Raw genomic sequence first — 17,228 nt, forward strand, 5'->3', positions numbered from 1 at the left:
TGTTCCGTGCGGTCGCCGGGCTGTCAGGCGCCATAAACCGTGGGATTCGAGGCCATCAAGCACGGCTTCGGTAGCAGGAGACCGGGGCCGCTTGCCACGTCATTCCGTGGATCGGCCCCGGTCTGCGTCAAGTGTCGTAGCGGCTCGGCACGCCGCTCGGGTGCGGCTGTACGCAGCGATCAGCCTCCTTGATCGAATCTTGATCGAACCCCAATGAAATCCCTACGCGCGCCGATGAGGCTGAGGGAGTGAACGATCGACCCCCCGTGATCCCCACCCGCCGTCCGCAGGTCCTGCTGGTGTCCTCTGCCGCGTGCGGACATTGCGCAGACGCGGAGCTTGTGCTCGAGAAGGCCCGCGCGGAGGGTCTTGTCGACCTTGAGGTCGTCGATGCCGAATCAGCTCGGGGAAGCGCGCTTGTCGCCCGGCATCGGCCGGCGATGTTCCCTCTGATCCTGCTCGAGGGCGAGTTCTTCAGCGCTGGGCGGCTGCCGCGCGGACTCCTTTCACGGGTTCTCGGCGTGACGCGAGTTCGCATCTGATGGGCAGCGAGCTCCTCGCGACCGGGTCGATCCTCGCCGCCTTTCTCGCCGGCGGCGTCGCGCTGTTCGCGCCCTGCTGCATCGTGTTCCTCGCCCCCAGCTACCTCGCCGCCGCCGTGAAGAACCGACGCTGGAAACTGCTGCCGTTGACTTTCGTCTTCGCCGCTGGACTCGCGGCGGTCCTCGTCCCGATCACCGTCGGAGCCAACCTGATCGCCGGCGCCATCGCCCGCTACCACGCGGTCCTCTACTGGGCCGGCGGGCTTCTGATGATCGCGCTGGCGATCCTGGCCCTCTCCGGCCGGATGTGGTCCCTGCCCGGGAGGCTGCGAGCCCCGAGCGCGGGGAGGAGCGACACGGCGACGTTCTTCAGCCTCGGCGTGTTCTCCGGGATCGCGTCGAGCTGCTGCGCGCCTGTTCTCGCGGGGGTGATGACCCTGTCCGCGCTGTCCGGCTCACCGGCGGGTGGCACGGTGCTCGGGCTGGCGTACGTGTTCGGCATGGTGCTGCCTCTGTTCCTCATGGCGCTGCTGTGGGACAAGCTCCCGAAGGGCGGGCAGTCGTGGCTGCGCGCGAAGCCGGTGCGCCTGCGGGTGGGGGGCCGGGTACTCGCGACGAACACCGTGAACCTGCTCGTCGCGGTCGGATTCGTCGCGATGGGCGTCGCAGTGATCCTGCAGGCCGGTGCGACCGATATGACCGGCGGCGGGTCGCAGTCAGGGGTCGCCGCGTGGCTGACTGACCTGTTCGCGTTCGTCCTGCAGTGGACGGCGCCGATCCCGGACCCAGTTCTGGGCGCCGCCCTGATCGGGCTGGTCGGCATCTTCGTGCTCGCGACACTCCGCGATCGTGGCCACGACACGCCCCTCGACCCACCCTACGGAGGCGACTCACCTCACACCACGGGACGCGCTGTCGACGCACCGGACCCCGTCGCTGACCCCACACCCCGACCCACGGAGAGCACCCCATGAACCGCAAGACCCGCGAAACGGTCAGCGCCCCCGCCCGCACCCGCAGGCAGAGCCCCCGCTCACGGACACGGATCTGGGTCACCGCCTCGGCCGTAGCCGTCGGCGCCGTTTTGGTCGGGTATGGGATTTTCTCCGCCATCCCCGAGGCGGCCCCGGTCGATGTGGAGGCCGCCGCAGACTTCACCCTGCCCGCAACCGATGGGAGCACCGTCAGCCTAAGCGATCTTCGCGGAGAGACGGTGGTGCTGTACTTCAATGAGGGCGCCGGATGCGGTTCCTGCATCGCACAGATGGCAGCCATCGAGAAGAACTCCGGCTTCGCCGAAGAGGACATCACCGTCCTCCCCATCGTGATGAACCCGGCCGCGCAGATCCAGGCGGACATGGACGCGTTCGGCGTCACAACCCCGTACCTGCTCGACGACGGGACCGTGTCGCAGGCCTACGACGTCCTCGGCAAGGGCATGCATGCCGGCCTCCCCGGTCACGGGTTCGTCCTCATCGACGCCGAGGGGAACGAGCGCTGGCGCGGCGACTACCCCTCGATGTGGCTGGACCCCGAGGAGCTCCTCCACGAGGTACAGGAAGCGCTCGGATAGGCCCCCGCGACCGCGACCACTGAGTCCTCGAGCCCACGGCCTGGCCTACCTGGCAGAAGACGCGGGGCGATAAGGCCCCGTCCGCGAGTCACTCACTATGCGCGGACGAGATCGCATCAATGAGCTGCTCGGTGGTCGGCAGCCCCGCGAGCCCCGTAGGAGTCGCGTAAACCCGGCACGCGACGTCCGAGGCTGGTTCCCCACCGGGGAAGAGGTCCACGCCGTCGAGAAGGACCGTCGGCGATCCGGCGAATCCCAGGCGGGTGGCCTCCTCCCCGGTGGTGACGACTCGGAGCCTGATCGGGGTATCACCGAAGCCTGTCGCACGGAGGGCCGCCTCGAGTCGACGGCGCGTCTCCACCCAGCTCGGACAGTCGTCGATATGCAGGAGCTCGATGTCCATAGGTTCAGTGTCCGCCGCGATTCTCGTCTCTGCAGCACCCGCCTTACCGCGTGAGGATTCGGGTGCGCCGAGGATAACCCCGCGGGCCGGTGCGAGGGAGGAACCCCGCGAGCAGGAAGGCGCCCTCACCTCCGCCAGTCGGCGGCGGAGGTGAGGGTGCGGGCGAAGCCGACCCGTGGATCAGGCGGGGCTGATCAGCGGGGTCAGGTAAGACGCTCGTGGTTATCGCGCGACGGGGCATGCTGGTCGTGCGCCGAAGTCGACGGCTCTCCGCGGCCGCGAGTGCCGTGCCTGTTCATGAAGTACATCATCGCGATCATGCTGAGCGGGCAGGCAAGCACCAGGGCAAACGGCAGCGCCTGGGCGAGATCGACGCCGAACGCGACAAGGCCGACGAGGATGATCGTCGCGGCGCTGGCGAGGAGAATGAGGTGCTTTTTCATCGTGTTCCTTCGTGGTTGACGGACGCCGAATCGTTCATAGCGGCCCGGATTGACTGGTATTTGGGAAGGTCGATGTCGCCGCTGGCCAGGCGTGCGTCCAGCAAGGACTTCGCGTCGCTCGGTGTCGGCGGGGCGGGGAAGATGCGTTGCACCGCCCAGACGAGGACTCCGATGACGATCCCCCACCCGGCGACCATGGCGATCCAGCCGACGACATCCATCTGCCCGCACCACACACTCACGACCGCCTCTTCTCTTCACCTGCGAGGTTGCCGGTGATGTCCTTCCAGACTGGGCGGCGCAGATCAAGGGCGCGCTGTGGCCTGATGAAGAATCACTGAAGGTGCGCGCCACGCGGGGCGCGCTCCCCGTCGAAGGGCAGTTCGATGAGGAATTCTGCGCCGTGGCCCGGACCGGCGCTGTGAGCGGCGATCGTCCCGCCGTGCGCGTGCACGAGCGCGCGGGTGACACTGAGGCCGATCCCCGACCCGCCGTGTGCGCGGTCCCTGGCCGAGTCCACCCGATAGAACCGCTCGAACAGGTGCGGCAGGTGCGCGGGGTCGATGCCTTCACCGTCATCGGCGACGACGAAGCGCACCCCAGTCGGGGTGGGCGCGGCGCTGAGACGGACGGTGCCGCCGGCAGGGGTGTGTCGCAACGAGTTGTCGAGAAGATTCGCGAAGACCTGCCCGAGCCGGTCGGGGTCCACGGACAGATCCGGCAGGTGCGGAGCATCGACGACGAGGGTCACGCCGGCGGCGGCGTAGGCGCCGGTGGCGGCTGCCGCCGCCTCGGAGAGGATCGACCCGGGTGCGAGCGGTCGCCGGTGCAGGCGCAGGTTACCGCTGTCGGCACGACTGACGGCGGTGAGGTCCGCGGAGAGCCGGGTGAGACGGGACGCCTGTGCCCGCAAGACCGCGGTGGTCTCGGGGGTGAGCTGCTGAACGTCGTCGTCCAGAGCGTCCAGGGTGGCCGCTATGGTGGCAACCGGCGTGCGCAGCTCGTGGGCCACGTCCGCCGTCAGCCGCCGGCGCAGCTGCTCGTCTCGGTCGAGGCGATCGGCCATGGCGTTGAAAGCGAGAGCGAGCTGGTCGAACTCGGCACCGACCCCGGGCGCGGCGACACGGGTATCGAGGCGGCCCGTGGCGAGGCGAGTGGATGCCTCGGCCATCGTGCGCAACGACGCGCCGATGCGGCGGGCGAGGAAGATACTCGCGGCGACGGACGTCACCGCGGCGGAGCCCAGAGCGATGGTCGTGGCGAGCGTGCTCGCAGACCGGAAGGCCTCCTCCGCGTGGCCGATAGCGCCTTGGGAGGTTCCCCCCGACTCGGCGACGTGTTGGACGAAAAGGGCCGGGCCGACGAGAGCAGCAACAAGGAACGCGGTAAGACCCCCCGCGACCACGACCAAGGTCATCGCGATGACAAGACGCACGGCGATCCCGCGGGCCGCAGGCTCACGGGCGGGGCTGGTCATCGTCCGGGCCCCATCCGGTATCCCACCCCGCGGACCGTCCGGACGTAGTTCTGCTCGGTGGCCGTGTCGCCGAGCTTCTGCCGGATGTGCAGAACATGCACATCCACGAGGTGGTCATCGCCGACCCACTGCCCACCCCACACCGCGTTGATGAGCGCCTGGCGAGTGAACACCTGACCTGGGTTCAGCGCCAACGCCGCCAGTACGTCGAACTCGATGCGCGTCAGCGGCACCGGGCGGCCCTTCAATGACACTTCGCGTCCTCGAACGTCGATCGCCAACGCGCCGAACGAAACGAGCGGGGCGGACTCTTCGGCAGCCGCGGCGCGCGGGCGCCGCATCATGACCGCGATGCGAGCGACCAGCTCGCGCGGGCTGAACGGTTTCGTCATATAGTCGTCCGCTCCCACCGACAACCCGATCAGCATGTCGACCTCGTCGACTCGGGCCGTGAGCATGAGGATGTAGCAGTCCGAGAACGTGCGGATGCTCCGGCAGACCTCCACCCCGTCCAGGCCAGGCAAGCCCAGATCCAACACCACCACAGCAGGGTCCTGCTCGCGCGCCAACTGCACCGCCGACGGCCCATCGGACGCCAACGCGACCTCGAAACCCTCACGCTCCAGGTATCCGGCAACGACCATCGCGAGGGGCTGCTCGTCGTCAACCACGAGTGCCCGGCGCGGGGCGGCTGGCGGAACCGGATCAGACACTGCCATGCTCCTTCTCTGCCGGACCCGGGCCGACAACGACGGACTGAGCCGGCAGGCCCAGCCGCTTCAAGAGGAGCGCGTTGACGGCGACGATGACACTGGATCCGGACATCGACAGCGCGGCGATCTCCGGGGAGAGCATGATCCCGAATGCGGGGTAGAAGACGCCGGCGGCGATCGGAAGGGCGGCCGCGTTGTAGCCGATCGCCCAGCCCAGGTTCTGCCGCATCTTGCGCAATGTGCCCTTGCCGATCTTCAGCGCGATCGCGACGTCGAGCGGGTCGGAACGCATGAGCACCACATCCGCGGTCTCGATGGCGACGTCCGTGCCGGCACCGATCGCGATGCCCAGGTCGGCCTGCGCGAGCGCCGGGGCATCATTGACGCCGTCGCCCACCATCGCCACCTTCTTGCCGGCGGACTGGAGCTCGGCGACCTTCTGCGACTTGTCCTCGGGAAGCACCTCGGCGATCACAGTGTCGATACCCAGCAGGGCGGCGATCCGATCCGCGGTGGGCTGGTTGTCGCCGGTGAGCATCGCGACTTCGACACCCTGCTCGTGCAGGGCGTCGACGGCAGCCTTCGCGCTCTCGCGGGGCGCGTCGGCGAGGGCGATGACCCCGGCGACCCGCCCGTCGACGGCGAACATGATCGCGGTGCGGCCCGAGCCCGCCAGCTCCCGCTGGGATGCCTCCACCGAGGTGATGTCGATGCCCTCCGCTGCCATCAGTCGGGTGTTGCCGAGCACGATCCGCTTCCCGTCCACGGTCGCCACGGCGCCCTGCCCGGTGATGTTCCGGAAAGCGGTGGCGTGTCGTCGCGGGATCTCGCGGGCGTCGGCGTACGCGACGATCGCCTGGGCGAGGGGATGTTCCGACTCCCGCTCGGCGGCGGCCGCCAGGCTCAGCAGCTCCAGATCGTCTCCGTCTGCGGTGAGGTAGTCGGTGACCTCGGGTTCACCCTTGGTGAGAGTGCCGGTCTTGTCGAAGACGACAGTGGTGATGCGGGCCGCGGACTCGATCGCGCCCGCGCTCTTGAACAGCACGCCGCGCTTGGCACCGAGGCCGGTGCCAACCATGATCGCGGTCGGGGTGGCGAGCCCGAGGGCGTCGGGGCAGGTGATGACCACGACGGTGATGGCGAACAGGATCGCCGTCGGTACGGCTGCTCCTGCCAGCATCCATACCAGGAATGTGGTGGTGCCGCCGATCAGGGCGACGAGAACCAGCCAGAACGCGGCCCGGTCGGCGAGCCGCTGCCCGGGCGCCTTGGAGTTCTGCGCCTCCTGCACCAGCTTCACGATCTGCGCCAGCGCCGTGTCGGCGCCGACCTTCGTCGCCGTCACCCGCAGCGTGCCGATGGTGTTCACGGTCGCGCCGATCACGGCTGACCCGGGGACTTTGTCCACCGGCATGGACTCGCCGGTGACCATCGACTCGTCCACCTCCGACTCCCCCGAATCCACGACTCCGTCGGTGGGCACCTTGGCGCCCGGCCGCACCAGCATCAGGTCCCCGGGCACCACGTCGGAGGTGGCGATCTCGACCTCCTGGCCGTCGCGGATCACGACCGCCTGCGGGGGTGCCAGCTCGAGAAGCGTGCGGATGGCGTCATTCGCACCGCCGCGGGCCCGCATCTCGACCCAGTGCCCCAGCAGCACGAACGTGGCGAGCACGGTCGCCGCCTCGTAGAACACTTCGCCGCCACCGGCGAGGGTGACGAAGAGGCTGTACAGCCACCCGGCGCCGACGCCCACCGCGACGAGGACCATCATGTCCAGGGTGCGGGCGCGGAGCGCCCGATACGCCCCGTCGAAGAAGATCCAGGCCGAGTAGAAGATCACCGGCAGCGAGAGGATCAGCGCGAACACGTCATCGGGCAACCCGAACGGGGCGGGTACCTCGAACCCGATCACCTCCCGCCCAATCGGCGACCACAATGTGATCGGGATCGACAGGATCAGCGCGACCAGGAACCGGTTGCGCATGTCACGGATCATCGCGTCCATCGACATGCCGGCATGGTGACCGCCGTGGCCCATCATCTCCTGCGGTGAGTGCGCACCGGCCTCGCCGCCATGAACGTGCTCAGCAAGGGGTCCCGGAGCCTGGCCGGGGTGGCTCGTCTGCGTAGCCCCCGCGTGCATGTCGTGACCGGTGGCGCCCTTCTGCGCGGCGTGGTCGTGCGGGTCAGCAGCGGGGTCGCAGATGTGGTCGGGCACAGACTGACCGGCGCAGTGGTAGCCGCACTCGATCACCCATTCCTGCAAGCCCGCGACCGAGGTCATGCCGGTGTCGTAGGTGACGGTCGCCGTCTGCGAGACGGGATTCGCCTCGACACCGATGACCCCGGGTTGGCGGGCGAGGTGAGCTTCGGTGACGTTCTTGGAGGTCGCGCGGATCATCCCGCTGACCTCCAACGTGACGGTCCTCAGGGAGTCGGTCATCTCAGTCCCTTCTGTATCGAATGGCGGATGGATGCTCATCGGTCCGCTCCCGCGGGAGCGCTCGGATGAAGGATGGTGGGTTGGTCGCTGTCGGGGGCGATGCGGACGATGCCGCGGTCGTCGGCCAACAGCACCGCGCCCTCGGCAGCGCCGGAAATGGCCTGCACCCGGCCAGAGGCATTGCCGATCCGCTCCCAGCCGCCGGCAGCGGTCAGGCGCCAGAGGACGCCGTCGGTACTCACCGCGACGAGATCCTGACCGCCCCACGTTTCGAGTGAGTACAGCAGCGGTGCGTCCGCGACGGGCGCGAACGTCTCGCCCCCGTCTGCGCTGCGTAGCAGACCGCTCTCGGTAGCCGCGTACAGCGTTGCGGCGGAGACGGCGACGTCCGCGACGCTGTCCAGGACCGCCCTGTTAGTCCATGTCACACCGCTGTCACTGCTGGTGCGCAGCGCCGGGCTGCTGGAGCCGATCCCGTACAGAGTGCCGTCGGCGTCGGCGGTGAGAATGTGGAAGTCCTCGATGCCAGTGAACGCAGTCGACGCCCATGATTCACCCTCGTCGTCGCTGCGCATGATCCCCAGATTCGGGGCACCGAGTTCTGGGGGCGTGGCGGGTCCGGGGTGGCCGGAGGCGAACCAGGAGTCGGCGGTGGCAGTGAACCCCATCGCGTCGAAATCGAATCCACCCAGCGGACCGGTGACGGCTCCCTGTTCGTCCAGCACGTAGACACCGGTGTGAGTGGCGACCAGCGTTTCCGCGCCGCGGGCGACGATGGCGTGGACATGACCAAACGGGTCCGCAGTTTTCGCCGACGATGTCGGTGCCGTTGCTGGCGCGCAGGCGACCAGTAGCCCTGCGATGCCGAGGGTGAGCGTGGCGGCGGTGGTGGTGACGATGGGGCTTCTCAAGGGAGTCTCCTCTGACAGGTGCGAGTGACGCGGCTTATGCTCCTCCGGGCGACGTGGAGGCCTCGGGCGGCGCCGAACGGCGTGGGATCCGGGTGCGTGGCGCTAAGTGGGCGCCCCGCACCCGGGTCGGGGTTACAAAGCCTCGAGAAGGTCGCGCATCGTGGCGATCTCGGCGGTCTGGTCCGCGATGATCTTGTCGATCAGGGCGATGACGTCGGGGTTCTGCGCCCCGCGGAGGGCCATCTCCCCCATGTCGATCGCCCCCTCGTGGTGGACGATCATCTGCTCCAGGAACAGCCGCGCGGCTTTCGCGCCCGACGCGTCCTCGAGCGCAGTCATGTCGCCGTCTGACATCATCCCGTCGCCGTGCCCCATGCCGCCCATGGAGTCTTTGTCATAGTCGACGTTCCACTCTTCCAGCCACGAGCGCATGGTCTCGATCTCCGGACCTTGGGCGTCCTTGATCTTCTGGGCGAGCTCGGTCACCTCGGCCGGGATGCCGGACTTGGCGAGGAGGATGTCGGCCATCTCGATCGCCTGCTCGTGGTGCGGGATCATCATGACGAGGAACATCTGGTCGGCGGCGCTGAAGTCAGCGCCGGGTTCGCTCGTCTGGGTCATCATGCCGCCGGGCCCGCCCCCCATACCCGGCGTGACCCCATCCTGCGCGGCGCAGCCGGCGAGAACGAGGACTCCGGCGATTACGCCGGCGGTGAGCGCGATCGCGCGCGATTTCTTGTTCACAGCAGTGTCCTATCAATCAGTCGAAGCAGATGCGATTCGGCGCCCGGGCAGGGCGACAGTTCCTCCAGGCAGGTGCGGGGGAACAGCGCGGCGAATCAGGTTCGACTGATCGAGAGAACGAAGAGAGACGGTGCGCGTGCGCGCGCGACGTCCGAGAGCCGCGGACCGGCAAGGAAGGCACGGCCGGGGATCAGCATGGCAGCGGAGCGACCAGGCGGGACGAGGAGGAGCGCGACGGCGAGCACCGCGAGCACGCACGCCATCACGAGCATCGAGTGCACCGATACCGGCGTCGTGGCGAGCATCACCTCGTCGCAGTCGCACACCGCTTCAGAGTCGACTCCGTGGCCGGTGGACGCCGCCTGTGTCATGCCGGCGTGCGATCCGGAGTCGCTCAAGACGGCGACCGACGTCGCACTTCCCGAGGCGACGGCGGAGTGGTGAGCACCCGCGGGGCCACTCAGGACATGCATCGCCAGCAGCCCGAGAACGACTGCGGCCGCGAGCGCGATGGCGCCGAGGGTACGCAGGGGAAGAAGTCGGTGGCGCACAATGGCGCTGAGAGCGAGCATCATCCTCCCCCCATCGGCGTTTCCAGAGTAAGCGTCGGGCGAGGACGCGTCGCCGGCGAGCGGTGGCGCCGCAGGAGGCGGATCGCGAGGGCACGGTCATCGCCCACGGGACTCCGCCTGCCGTTCCGCACCATCTCCGCGACAGCCACCTCGATCACACCCGATCAGCAACAGCGGCGCGCGCCCGGTCGGCCGTGGCCCCCGTGAGTCCTGTCCCGTACGGCAACGCGCGGAACCGGCGCAGCCGAAGGCTGTTGGTGACGACGAACACGCTGCTGAAGGCCATGGCCGCCGCCGCGAGGATCGGGTTCAGCAGGGCAGCCATCGCCACCGGGATCGCGGCGACGTTGTACGCGAAGGCCCAGAACAGGTTGCCCTTGATCGTGCCGAGGGTGCGACGGGCGAGGCGGATGGCATCGGCGACCAGAAGCAGATCGCCCGAGACGATGGTGAGATCCGATGCGGTGATCGCCGCATCCGTTCCTGTGCCCATCGCGATGCCGAGGTCCGCTGCCGCCAGCGCTGCCGAGTCGTTCACCCCGTCGCCGACCATCGCCACGACGCGGCCGGCGTCCTGCAGGGCGCGGATCGCGTCGAGCTTGCCGGCCGGCGTGACCCCTGCGCGGACGTCGTCGATGCCGACCTGCGCGGCGATCGCTCGCGCCGCGCCGCGATTGTCGCCGGTGAGCAGGACCGGTGTCAGCCCGAGCGCTCTCAACCGGGTGATCGCCTCGGCGGCGTGCGGTTTGATGGTGTCGGCGATGCTGATCGCCCCGCGCACCGCCCCGTCCCACGCGATCACGATGACCGTTGCGCCACCGTCTTCATCCGCTGCGATGTGGGCGGCGAGCTCCTCCGGGGCGGCCAACGCCCACTGGGCCTGCAGCCAGGATTCGCGGCCGGCGACGACGGCGCGCCCCTCGACGAGCGCCTGAACACCTGCGCCCGCGTGCGCCAGGAACCCTTCCGATGGCAGCAGGGTGTCCTTGGATGCGGCGACGATCGCGCGCGCGATCGGATGCTCCGAGCCGTCCTCGGCGGCCGCGGCGATCTGGATCAGGTCGTCCGCGTGCAGCCCCGCGACGGGGCGGATCGCGGTGACGGACATCGTCCCAGAGGTGATGGTGCCCGTCTTGTCGAGCACGACCGTATCGATCCGACGGGTCTGCTCCAGCACCTGCGGACCACGGATCAAGATACCCAGCTGCGAGCCCCGCCCGGTGCCGACGAGCAACGCCGTCGGGGTCGCGAGTCCCAGCGCGCAGGGGCACGCGATGATCAGGGTGGTGACGGCGGCGGTGAACGCGACATCGAGCGGCGCGCCGGCCAAAGCCCACCCTGTGAACGCGACAAGGGCGAGGCCGATCACGACCGGCACGAAGATCGCCGAGACGCGGTCGGCAAGGCGCTGCACCTGTGCCTTTCCGGTTTGGGCCTCCTCGACGAGGCGACCCATCCGTGCCAGCTCCGTGTCGGCGCCGGTGCGGGTGATCTCCACCAGAAGCCGCCCGCCGACGTTCACCGTGGCTCCGATGACCCGGCTTCCTGCGGACACTTCGACGGGGACCGATTCGCCGGTGAGCATCGATTCGTCGACGGCTGAGGAACCTTCGCTAACCAGGCCGTCCGAGGGAATCTTCTCCCCCGGTCGGACGACCACGACATCCCCGGGCACCAACTGGCTGACCGGGACGATGCGCTCCGCGCCCTCACGCAGCACCGCGGCATCCTTTGCGCCCAGCTCCAGGAGTGCGCGCAGCGCCTCACCGGACTGTCGCTTGGCGCGCATCTCCATGTACCGTCCGGCGAGGATGAAGACGGTCACCAAGGACGCGACCTCGAGATAGAGTTCGTGCCCGCCCGCTCGCGGGGTGCCCACCAACTGGAAGGTCATCTGCATGCCCGGCATGCCAGCGGACCCGAAGAACAGCGCGTACAGGGACCAGCCGAACGCCGCCAGGACGCCCACGCTGATCAGCGTGTCCATGGTGGCCGCCCCGTGTCGGATGTTCGTCGCGGCGGCCCGGTGGAACGGCCAAGCCCCCCACACCGCGACCGGAGCGGCGAGAGTCAGTGCCAGCCACTGCCAGTTCGTGAACTGCCAGGCGGGCACCATCGACAACACCGCCACAGGCAAGCTGAGCAGCGCCGACACGACGAGACGGTGGCGCAGGGACGCCAACTCAAGGTCGCGCGCGGGAGGGAGTTCACCGTCCTCGGCGGCCGGTGAGGCGGGAACCGTGGCTCCGTACCCGGCGGACTGGACGATAGCGATTAGGTCTTCATCGGGGATGTCGTCGGTGCGGACGCGCGCCTTCTCTGTGGCGAAGTTCACAGACGCCTCCACCCCGGGGAGCTTGTTCAGCTTCCGCTCGATCCGGGACGCGCACGACGCGCATGTCATCCCGGTGATATCGAGCTCGACATCCCGTGCGGTCATGAGACGGGCGCCAGCCGGTACCCGGCGTCCTCCACCGCCTGACGGACCGACTCCGCGTCCAACGGCGCAGCGCTGCCGACCGTCACGCGCGAGAGCCCGCCCGAGCGGAGATCCACATCGACGGTGCCGACGCCGGGAAGCTCGGAGAGCTCCTCGCTGACGCTGGACACGCAGTGCCCGCACGTCATTCCCTCAACGAGGTACTCTGCGACGACGGTGCTCTGCGCCGCGGGCGTTTCGCCCTCTGTCGAGGCGTGTCCGGAGCAGCACGCGCACCCGGCGTTGCCTGCCGCTGTCAGGCCCAGGTCTTGAGATTCAGAACCACACATTCAGAGTTTCCTTTCTAGTCACGCAGTGAGTGTTGCGCAGTGAAATGGGGAGGCTAGGACCGGACGAGGCGCGCGATCGCAGCGTTCGCTTCGCGGAGCTTGTCCTGTGCGACCTGACCGCCCTCTGCCGTCGCCGCGGCGACGCAGTGCATCAGATGGTCTTCCAGGAGCGCGAGAGCGACGGACTCCAAAGCTTTCGTCGCCGCTGACACCTGGGTCAAGACATCGATGCAGTACACGTCCTCATCGATCATCCGGGCGATCCCCCGGACCTGTCCCTCCGCGCGACGCAGCCGCGCCAAGAGCTCCTGCTTGTCATCGTCGTATCCGCGCATACGCCCTCCACGGCAAAGCTAGCATACCCCGTGGGGGTATGGGGTATTCCCCGCGGCGTCGGCCCGCGACTCACAGGTGAGCGAGGACGAAAGCGACCCGGTCGGCGCGTGGGAGGACCGGCACCTGGACGATGGGGACCGGCAGGCTCTCGTACACCTCGATCAGGAGATTGTGGATGCGTCGTTGTGCAGCCGCGTCCTCGCTTCGGGCATAGTCCGGCGCGAGCGGAAGCAAGTCGAGGATGAAGACCGTGCGATATGACGCGGTGCAGAAGCGCTTCGAGGAGGTCAGGGTCTGGCGTCAGGTGCAGGAATTTGTAATAGGCGAGCGAGCCGGGCAGCGCCCGGTCGGGGAACACCACCTCGTCGGGATTCAGTGCCCGGTGCTGGTGGACAGGGACCGGGAGGCCGCTAGCCGTCTGCGAGCACGCGGGCCGCGCGTAGAGACGCCGGGATGTGGCCGGCCGCGAGCACGAGCGAAGCCGCGACGATCCAAAGGTTAGCGAGCCCGAGACCCGCGAGGAGGAAGACCAAGACCGGGGTGATCGCCATCGGCACCGGGACGGAGGCCCACGATTTGTACAGCGACGCCCACCGTCGCCCGGAGGCGAGAAACCGAACCCATCCGGCGTAGTAGACGACGAGGACGGCGCCTGCCGCTGCAAGGACAGCCGGGTTGATCGCCGTGGTGACGGTGGCCGTGGGGACCACGACGCACGCGACCTGCCCGATGCCTTCCAACGCCTGTATCACAGGCGGGACGCGGGGCTTCGGGGCGCGGCCCCTCGGACCGACGAAGACGAGGAGGTTGGGGACGAGAACGAGCGCAGCGACAGCGAAGCCGACCGGAGAGAATCCGAGTACTGGCCAGCCCGGTGCGACCTCGCCTGTGATCATCGGCGCGACCGCGGTGGCCGGGGGCGTGCCGCGGCAGATGCTTCGGCTACCGGTCTCTCGGGGGTTTCATGGAAGAGACCTGCGGCTGCGGCGAGGCTGACCGCCACGACCACTCCGACCAGGATGGCGGGGATGACGCTCCCCACCGGGCCGGCGGCGGTGATGAGGATCATCGCGGCGACGATGCTGAGCCCCATGAGCGTGGAGAAGACCAGCAGCGGCAGAGTGAGGGCGCCGGTCGGGGTGCCGCGGATGCCGAGGACTCCGACGACGATCATCCCGGGGAGCACGACGGACAGGTCGATGACGTGGACCGGGTTGACGATCAGTCCGGCGAGTTCGAGGCTCGCGGGGACCTCGCCCGACACCAGGGCCGGCACCAGCTCGCTCAGCCAGAGCAACGCGAAGAGCGCACCCGTGCCGATCAGGACCGCGCCGCCGAACCTTCGTGCGCGGACGCGCCCCGTCGTCGGCACGCGAAGCGCGGCCGGGAGCGCAGCGATCAGGCTGAAGGCGATCAGGCTGAGGACGGCCACGTAGACCAGGAACAGCCGTCCCAGGTGCAGGGCGAACGCATACACGAGATACGCGTAGAGGAGATAGAACTGCGCACCGACCCAGACCTGCGCGGCTCGGACCGATCCTGCCCGCATCCGGATCGTGGCGACGAGAAGAACCACGACCGCGAGAAGGTTGCCGACGTCCTGCCCCTGCGCCTGCAGTGCCCAGTTCTCCGTCTCGAACTGATACGGCCAATCCGCGAACAGCCCGAGCAGGCTCGCCATCGCCACCAGCCCAGCGATCGCGAGCGATGCCACGGTCAACCAGGAGCCCTGTTGCCGTCGGGAGGTCGCAGGCAGGGTGCGCACAGTCGTCATGGCGCGACGGTACCGGTCGGATCCCAAAGAGCGCCGTACCTTAGGGCCGTGCAAATGCGGCTCGGAGCGCAGCGTGCGGCTATGTCAACGAAGAGGGAGGGCCCTCCGGCCGCGGCTGGGGGGATGCGGTGAGGGCCCTCCGGATGCGGTGCAGCGACATGCTGGGGGGCTTTGCCGCGGTACAGGCCCGCCGCGCGGCAAAAAAAGGGGGGGTGCCATGCGGGGGGTCATGCATCCGTCACGGGAAGGCTACCGCATTAGCCTCTGGGACGCGCGTCGGTATTTCGGGGGACAAAACGAATGGCGACGAAGGGCTCTCCACCGCGTCCCCAGACGCGCGCAGCGGGGAGCCCTCCGTCAACACGAAGCTACTCCCGCGCGGTGTTCCCTGCTGTCGTCCTTTTGGGGGACATGAAGATCTGGGCCAGCATCGGGGCCGAAACCCGCAACGATCGTAGTGGCAACTGCGTTGGTGGCGGCATGGCCCACGGCGACGGCGAACGCTAAATCTCGCCGAGCTCCTGTCCCAGTCGGAGATAGAGAGCGGTGACTTCCGCATCGTTGACGCGGTACACCGGCCACTCCCCCTTGCGCCGCTCCGTGCGCGGCGGATCGGCGACGATGAGCCCGGCCTCTTCGAGTTCGCCGAGGTAGGCGACGAACGTCGTCGGCGGAAGCTGAAGCGCGTCCGCAATCGACTTGCGAGTGACGTTCGGGTGTTGCCGGAGATAGCGGATGGCGGCCGCTTTCACGTAGTTGCCGAACACCGAGATTGCCTGTTCGGCGCCTTCGCCACCAGCGGGTCTCGCGTACTTCGGCATGCCAGCAGTTTGCCGCACGGTCGGCCTCTGCACAACGAACCTGAACTTTTTACCCGTTTACTTTGGACGTAGACGGTTGTACCGTTCACTCATGTCTGCTTCAACACCCCACTACCACCCCCTGGCTAGTGCGGTGGTGTCCGCCGAACGGTCTACAGACGCCGCTCCCCGGCACACGTATCGTTTGGCTCCATCGCAGATCGGTGCCGCGCACCTCTCCATCTCGCTGATCCCGGGTGAGCTGTGGATAACTCGGCGGGGGCCACGGGCGTCCGTAGCATCGGCATCCAACAAGCTTTTCTTTTCAGTTAGTCGCCGCAAAGGGAGTTCGCAGATGACGAATCCACAGCGGCGGAAGCGCACCGGGCTCACCTGGGCTCTGATCGGTGGCGCGGTGCTGATCGCGGGCGTCGTCGCGCTTATCGTCAACGTGATCCTCGGCGGTGCTGCAAACCCGGCCGCTCAACCTACGACGAGCCCGAGTGCACCATTGGGCGGCACCGCACCGCCGACCGAGACGCCCGGGACCATCGAGGTCGTCGATCCCGACGTCGCGGAAGCCGGGTGGCTAGCGGAGCCCATCACCACCGATCCCGAGGTGTACGCACGAGCCGCTTTGGCCGCGGCATCGACGTTCGACACGACACTCGGCACTCGAGACGAATGGCTCGACTACCTCGACACGTGGTTCACGCCCGACTCCCGCTACGCTGATCCATCGGACCAGCAAATGGAACTTGAGGCGGCGCAGCTTGAGCTGCGACAGGGTGTCGTGGTCCCCGAGGAGATGTGGAGTTCGATCGCGGAGCAGAGCGGGCGAGTAACGGCCGAAGTGGTTGGCGACGTGACCATGGCCGATGTCCCGGAGGACGCTTCTGGTGACATGCGCATCGCGACGGCGAATGCGGAGCTGACGTTCACGCAGTCCGACGGCGCGGGTGGGGAGGCGTCGTATCCGGAGACGGTGCGGGTGAGTGTCCAGGTGCTGTGCGGTGAGGCGTCGGTCCCGACGCCGGGAACGGCGCAGCAGGCTGGTCACTGCAAGGTGGTGCGCTACTTCACGGAGCCGGTAGAGGGCTGACATGGGTGCCCCGGCCGTCGCTTCAGCCCTCGCGAGCACGAGGACCGGCCGGAAAGCGAGCATCGCACTCGTCGTCCTCCTCGTTCTCGCGAACGCAGCGATCTTCGCGCCGTTGGTCGCGGTGCCGGTGGCGATTGCCGGCCAGGCGTTAGCTGCGCACGGAGCGCCCGGCGGTGACGCAGTCCCCGCAGTGACGGGCGGGTGGGGGTATCCCCTCGCAGGCGTCTACGGCACCGGTCGCGGGTACGGGTATCACCCTGTGAAGGGGTGCGCGTACTGCCCGTCCAATCACCTCGGCTATGACATGGATCAACCGTGCGGCGCCACGGTGTATGCGGCCGGCCCCGGAATAGTGGTCACCGCTGGGCCGATGCCCGGATGGGGGAACACTGTCCGCATCGACCACGGCGATGGACTCGTCACTCTCTACGGCCACCTGCAATGGCATTCCCAAGTGGTCGCCGTGGGCGAGCACGTCACAGCCGGCAACGCGTTGGGCTCGGAGGGGTCGACCGGGAAGTCGACCGGGTGTCATCTGCACTTCGAGGTCCAGTTGGACGGGATCGCCATTGATCCCGAGCCGTTCATGGCCGCCCGCGGCCTTCCCCTCAGATAGGAGCTCC

Annotated in this window: 20 protein-coding genes; 5 read left to right on the forward strand and 15 right to left on the reverse strand. The window is 68.3% G+C overall.

The genetic code is table 11. The features are described 5' to 3' along the window. Positions 1-266: 266 nt before the first annotated feature. The 3 genes from QZL85_RS05955 to QZL85_RS05965 are packed head-to-tail and all read left to right on the forward strand — an operon-like array spanning position 267 to position 2,115. Positions 267-542: a glutaredoxin gene (locus QZL85_RS05955; protein WP_295574851.1), complete on the forward strand. Its 276-nt coding sequence runs from the start codon at positions 267-269 to the stop codon at positions 540-542. Next, positions 542-1,516 (forward strand): cytochrome c biogenesis CcdA family protein, encoded by a 975-nt coding sequence (locus QZL85_RS05960; RefSeq protein WP_295574854.1) that lies wholly within the window; start codon positions 542-544, stop codon positions 1,514-1,516. Before QZL85_RS05955 ends, QZL85_RS05960 begins: the two co-directional genes overlap by 1 nt. Continuing rightward, positions 1,513-2,115 (forward strand): peroxiredoxin, encoded by a 603-nt coding sequence (locus tag QZL85_RS05965; protein ID WP_295574856.1) that lies wholly within the window; start codon positions 1,513-1,515, stop codon positions 2,113-2,115. Before QZL85_RS05960 ends, QZL85_RS05965 begins: the two co-directional genes overlap by 4 nt. An 88-nt stretch (positions 2,116-2,203) precedes the next feature. Here QZL85_RS05965 and QZL85_RS05970 read toward each other — a convergent pair whose 3' ends face one another. The 15 genes from QZL85_RS05970 to QZL85_RS06040 all read right to left on the reverse strand — a co-directional run bounded on the left by QZL85_RS05970 (position 2,204) and on the right by QZL85_RS06040 (position 15,524). Next, on the reverse strand, positions 2,204-2,518 hold the full coding sequence (locus tag QZL85_RS05970; protein WP_295574858.1) for a thioredoxin family protein: 315 nt from the start codon (positions 2,516-2,518) through the stop codon (positions 2,204-2,206). A 203-nt stretch (positions 2,519-2,721) separates the two neighbouring features. Next, positions 2,722-2,961, reverse strand: a complete 240-nt coding sequence (locus tag QZL85_RS05975) for a DUF2933 domain-containing protein (protein ID WP_295574860.1) — start codon at positions 2,959-2,961, stop codon at positions 2,722-2,724. Further along, positions 2,958-3,182 (reverse strand): hypothetical protein, encoded by a 225-nt coding sequence (locus QZL85_RS05980; protein WP_295574862.1) that lies wholly within the window; start codon positions 3,180-3,182, stop codon positions 2,958-2,960. The genes QZL85_RS05975 and QZL85_RS05980 overlap by 4 nt, the downstream gene beginning before the upstream one ends. A 113-nt stretch (positions 3,183-3,295) precedes the next feature. After that, a complete protein-coding gene (locus tag QZL85_RS05985) occupies positions 3,296-4,192 on the reverse strand; it encodes an ATP-binding protein (RefSeq protein ID WP_295574866.1) in 897 nt (298 codons plus the stop codon). Between the two features lie 242 nt (positions 4,193-4,434). Next, positions 4,435-5,157, reverse strand: coding sequence for a response regulator transcription factor (locus QZL85_RS05990; protein ID WP_295574868.1), 723 nt, complete (start codon positions 5,155-5,157; stop codon positions 4,435-4,437). Further along, on the reverse strand, positions 5,144-7,597 hold the full coding sequence (locus tag QZL85_RS05995; RefSeq protein ID WP_295574872.1) for a cation-translocating P-type ATPase: 2,454 nt from the start codon (positions 7,595-7,597) through the stop codon (positions 5,144-5,146). The genes QZL85_RS05990 and QZL85_RS05995 overlap by 14 nt, the downstream gene beginning before the upstream one ends. A 35-nt stretch (positions 7,598-7,632) precedes the next feature. Next, positions 7,633-8,508 carry a sialidase family protein gene (locus QZL85_RS06000; RefSeq protein ID WP_295574874.1) on the reverse strand — a complete coding sequence of 292 codons (876 nt, stop codon included), beginning with the start codon at positions 8,506-8,508 and terminating at the stop codon, positions 7,633-7,635. 132 nt (positions 8,509-8,640) lie between these two features. Beyond that, a complete protein-coding gene (locus QZL85_RS06005; protein WP_295574876.1) occupies positions 8,641-9,252 on the reverse strand; it encodes a DUF305 domain-containing protein in 612 nt (203 codons plus the stop codon). Positions 9,253-9,347: 95 nt separating this feature from the next. After that, positions 9,348-9,827, reverse strand: a complete 480-nt coding sequence (locus tag QZL85_RS06010) for a DUF6153 family protein (protein WP_295574878.1) — start codon at positions 9,825-9,827, stop codon at positions 9,348-9,350. 151 nt (positions 9,828-9,978) lie between these two features. Then, positions 9,979-12,264: a cation-translocating P-type ATPase gene (locus tag QZL85_RS06015; RefSeq protein ID WP_295574882.1), complete on the reverse strand. Its 2,286-nt coding sequence runs from the start codon at positions 12,262-12,264 to the stop codon at positions 9,979-9,981. Next, on the reverse strand, positions 12,261-12,593 hold the full coding sequence (locus QZL85_RS06020; RefSeq protein WP_147051368.1) for a heavy-metal-associated domain-containing protein: 333 nt from the start codon (positions 12,591-12,593) through the stop codon (positions 12,261-12,263). The genes QZL85_RS06015 and QZL85_RS06020 overlap by 4 nt, the downstream gene beginning before the upstream one ends. Before the next feature lie 53 nt (positions 12,594-12,646). Then, a complete protein-coding gene (locus QZL85_RS06025) occupies positions 12,647-12,928 on the reverse strand; it encodes a metal-sensitive transcriptional regulator (RefSeq protein WP_147051369.1) in 282 nt (93 codons plus the stop codon). Positions 12,929-13,339: 411 nt separating this feature from the next. Next, on the reverse strand, positions 13,340-13,825 hold the full coding sequence (locus QZL85_RS06030; protein WP_295574884.1) for a hypothetical protein: 486 nt from the start codon (positions 13,823-13,825) through the stop codon (positions 13,340-13,342). Next, positions 13,822-14,703 carry a hypothetical protein gene (locus QZL85_RS06035; protein ID WP_295574886.1) on the reverse strand — a complete coding sequence of 294 codons (882 nt, stop codon included), beginning with the start codon at positions 14,701-14,703 and terminating at the stop codon, positions 13,822-13,824. Before QZL85_RS06035 ends, QZL85_RS06030 begins: the two co-directional genes overlap by 4 nt. Before the next feature lie 503 nt (positions 14,704-15,206). Next, entirely contained in the window at positions 15,207-15,524 is a 318-nt protein-coding gene (locus QZL85_RS06040) for a winged helix-turn-helix domain-containing protein (protein WP_295574888.1), read from the reverse strand. A 334-nt stretch (positions 15,525-15,858) separates the two neighbouring features. On the opposite strand from QZL85_RS06040, the gene QZL85_RS06045 reads away from it, so the two are divergent. Beyond that, complete coding sequence (locus QZL85_RS06045; protein WP_295574891.1) at positions 15,859-16,605, forward strand: hypothetical protein; 747 nt, start codon at positions 15,859-15,861, stop codon at positions 16,603-16,605. Position 16,606: 1 nt separating this feature from the next. Continuing rightward, a complete protein-coding gene (locus tag QZL85_RS06050) occupies positions 16,607-17,221 on the forward strand; it encodes a M23 family metallopeptidase (RefSeq protein WP_295574893.1) in 615 nt (204 codons plus the stop codon). The last annotated feature ends 7 nt before the right edge of the window (positions 17,222-17,228 follow it).

Source organism: uncultured Microbacterium sp., from assembly GCF_900078385.1.
GTDB lineage: Bacteria > Actinomycetota > Actinomycetes > Actinomycetales > Microbacteriaceae > Microbacterium.

Excerpts from the sequence above, each read along its gene's own strand:
- QZL85_RS05960 (WP_295574854.1), top strand. The coding sequence starts at position 542 with ATGGGCAGCGAGCTCCTCGCGACCGGGTCGATCCTCGCCGCCTTTCTC.
- QZL85_RS05965 (WP_295574856.1), top strand. The coding sequence starts at position 1,513 with ATGAACCGCAAGACCCGCGAAACGGTCAGCGCCCCCGCCCGCACCCGC.
- QZL85_RS05970 (WP_295574858.1), bottom strand. The coding sequence starts at position 2,518 with ATGGACATCGAGCTCCTGCATATCGACGACTGTCCGAGCTGGGTGGAG.
- QZL85_RS05975 (WP_295574860.1), bottom strand. The coding sequence starts at position 2,961 with ATGAAAAAGCACCTCATTCTCCTCGCCAGCGCCGCGACGATCATCCTC.
- QZL85_RS05980 (WP_295574862.1), bottom strand. The coding sequence starts at position 3,182 with ATGGATGTCGTCGGCTGGATCGCCATGGTCGCCGGGTGGGGGATCGTC.
- QZL85_RS05990 (WP_295574868.1), bottom strand. The coding sequence starts at position 5,157 with ATGGCAGTGTCTGATCCGGTTCCGCCAGCCGCCCCGCGCCGGGCACTC.
- QZL85_RS05995 (WP_295574872.1), bottom strand. The coding sequence starts at position 7,597 with ATGACCGACTCCCTGAGGACCGTCACGTTGGAGGTCAGCGGGATGATC.
- QZL85_RS06010 (WP_295574878.1), bottom strand. The coding sequence starts at position 9,827 with ATGATGCTCGCTCTCAGCGCCATTGTGCGCCACCGACTTCTTCCCCTG.
- QZL85_RS06015 (WP_295574882.1), bottom strand. The coding sequence starts at position 12,264 with ATGACCGCACGGGATGTCGAGCTCGATATCACCGGGATGACATGCGCG.
- QZL85_RS06020 (WP_147051368.1), bottom strand. The coding sequence starts at position 12,593 with ATGTGTGGTTCTGAATCTCAAGACCTGGGCCTGACAGCGGCAGGCAAC.
- QZL85_RS06025 (WP_147051369.1), bottom strand. The coding sequence starts at position 12,928 with ATGCGCGGATACGACGATGACAAGCAGGAGCTCTTGGCGCGGCTGCGT.
- QZL85_RS06030 (WP_295574884.1), bottom strand. The coding sequence starts at position 13,825 with ATGATCACAGGCGAGGTCGCACCGGGCTGGCCAGTACTCGGATTCTCT.
- QZL85_RS06035 (WP_295574886.1), bottom strand. The coding sequence starts at position 14,703 with ATGACGACTGTGCGCACCCTGCCTGCGACCTCCCGACGGCAACAGGGC.
- QZL85_RS06040 (WP_295574888.1), bottom strand. The coding sequence starts at position 15,524 with ATGCCGAAGTACGCGAGACCCGCTGGTGGCGAAGGCGCCGAACAGGCA.
- QZL85_RS06045 (WP_295574891.1), top strand. The coding sequence starts at position 15,859 with ATGACGAATCCACAGCGGCGGAAGCGCACCGGGCTCACCTGGGCTCTG.
- QZL85_RS06050 (WP_295574893.1), top strand. The coding sequence starts at position 16,607 with ATGGGTGCCCCGGCCGTCGCTTCAGCCCTCGCGAGCACGAGGACCGGC.